The following is a 1,827-nucleotide window of genomic DNA, read 5'->3' as shown; positions in this document are numbered from 1 at the left end:
CCTGTCCTTCGGCAGGCTTGCAACCCCACAACCGCCACGACGCAGGCGCTGACATACGGGGAGTTTGCTCGGGCCTTCGCTGCGCTCGGCCCGGTTTCTTGATACGCAACCGTTAAACTTGCGGCGAGCCGAAAGGCTTGGTGTGTCGTAACACCAATACAGAGGTGCGGCCCCCACCTTGAAGGGGGTCTTGTCATGTCCAGATACCTGGGGCAGATGCGTTAGTGCGCGCCTGTCTCCAACGGTTTTGGACGGGATGGGCCTACCCGCAAGGATGGTCGCACGTCTGTATACGTGTTACGAACATCCCGTCCACCCGTTGCCCGTCGTACGGTGGCGTGTGGTTCTCTTGATTCATACAGGAACCAAGACATGCACCCTCTCACCGCCGCACAGGCGACCTCTCCCCAACCACCTTTTCTTCCCACTTGGCGGCAGGCCATGCACGCCTCGCTGGGCCTGGTGCAGAGCACGCTGCAGCAGTTGATCGAACTGATGGTCGACGATCCCGACAGGGACGACAGCGAAGTCGATGTGGACTGCGCCGTGGAGCTGGCGCTGGAGCACATCAAGCGCATGAGTGTCCAGCAGCATGCGGACCGCTATGCCTTCGAGGTGGAGTGGATCAAGGCAACGGCGGCGCTGCGGCTGGCGCAGGGCGCCTTCGGGCGGCCAGAATCACGCTTTGGCCTGCGGCTCAAGGATGCCATCCAGCAGCTGGAGATGCTGCCGGAGCTGGTGGAGTTCGTGGACCAGGACGACGGCGAGTGAACTGTGCAGCGTGCCCGTATCTCTGTGAGAAACTGGCCCGCCGAACACCCCCTTGCCTTCACCCATGGAACTGCGCCAGCTGCGCTACTTTGTCGATATCGCCAAGACCGAGCACCTGACGACATCGGCCAGGAACCTCTATGTCACGCAGTCCACGCTCTCGCATGGGCTGCGCCAGCTGGAAGAGGAGCTGGGCATGGCGCTGTTCGAGCGCATTGGCCGGGGGCTGAAGCTGTCGCAGGCCGGCGTGGTGTTCCGCAACTATGCGGAGCGTGCGCTGCATGAGGTGGAGGCCGGGCGCATGGCGCTGGCCGACCTCAGCGAGCTGCAGACCGGCACGCTGACCATCGGCGTGATTCCCACCTTCCTCAACACCCTGGTCGCCCCGGCCGTGGCGGCGTTCATGCGCGCCTATCCCAAGGTCAACGTGGTGGTGATCGAGCTGCTGGCCCCGCCCGTGGAGCAGGGATTGCTGGACGGCAGCCTGGACCTGGGCGTGAGCTTTCACCCGCCCCAGCGCGCCGAGCTGGACGCGCTGCCGCTGTTCGACGAACGCATGATGCTGCTGGTCAACCCATCGCATTCGCTGGCCGGGCGCCGCACGCTGTCCGTCAAGTCGCTGGCCGGCGTGCCCCTGGCCCTGCTGCCGCGCACGTTCTACACGCGCAGCCTGATCGAGGACGGGCTGCGCACCGCAGGCGTCACGCCCTTGCTGCGCGCGGAAATGGGCTCGGTGGAATCGCTGATCGCGCTGTGCCGCTGGGGCGACATGGCCACCATCGTCCCCGAGCGCGCCGCCCAGCAGGCCACGGACATGGTGGCCATCCACCTGGTCGCCCCCCAGCTCATCCGCACGGCAGGCCTGCTGTGGCGCCGAGGCGCCAGCTACAGTGCGGCGGCGCGCGAGTTCGCGGCGCAACTGGCCCCCGCCACAAGAACCAACATGCCCCGCTAAAAAAACCCCAGGCCGAGCGAAGCAAAGGCCCGAGCAAACTCCCCGTATGTCAGCGCCTGCGTCGTGGCGGTTGCGGGGTTGCAAGCCTGCCGAAGGACAGG

The 1,827-nt window shown here is 65.7% G+C and carries 2 protein-coding genes; both read left to right on the top strand.

Going from position 1 to position 1,827, the window contains the following annotated elements:
- Nucleotides 1-372: 372 nt before the first annotated feature.
- The gene (locus BW39_RS03400; protein ID WP_043819776.1) at nt 373-771 is read left to right on the top strand and encodes a hypothetical protein; all 399 of its coding nucleotides are present in this window, start codon (nt 373-375) and stop codon (nt 769-771) included.
- Nucleotides 772-835: 64 nt separating this feature from the next.
- Entirely contained in the window at nt 836-1,726 is an 891-nt protein-coding gene (locus tag BW39_RS03395) for a LysR substrate-binding domain-containing protein (RefSeq protein ID WP_043819775.1), read from the top strand.
- Nucleotides 1,727-1,827 lie beyond the last annotated feature (101 nt).

Origin of the sequence: Delftia sp. RIT313 (genome assembly GCF_000632165.1) — a bacterium.
GTDB classification, from domain to species: domain Bacteria; phylum Pseudomonadota; class Gammaproteobacteria; order Burkholderiales; family Burkholderiaceae_C; genus Comamonas; species Comamonas acidovorans.
The sequence above is the reverse complement of the archived record's forward strand: the minus strand, read 5'-3'. Positions and strand labels throughout refer to the sequence as shown.

What these genes read in the sequence shown, in the direction of transcription:
- BW39_RS03400 (WP_043819776.1), top strand. Translation starts at nt 373, where the DNA reads ATGCACCCTCTCACCGCCGCACAGGCGACCTCTCCCCAACCACCTTTT.
- BW39_RS03395 (WP_043819775.1), top strand. Translation starts at nt 836, where the DNA reads ATGGAACTGCGCCAGCTGCGCTACTTTGTCGATATCGCCAAGACCGAG.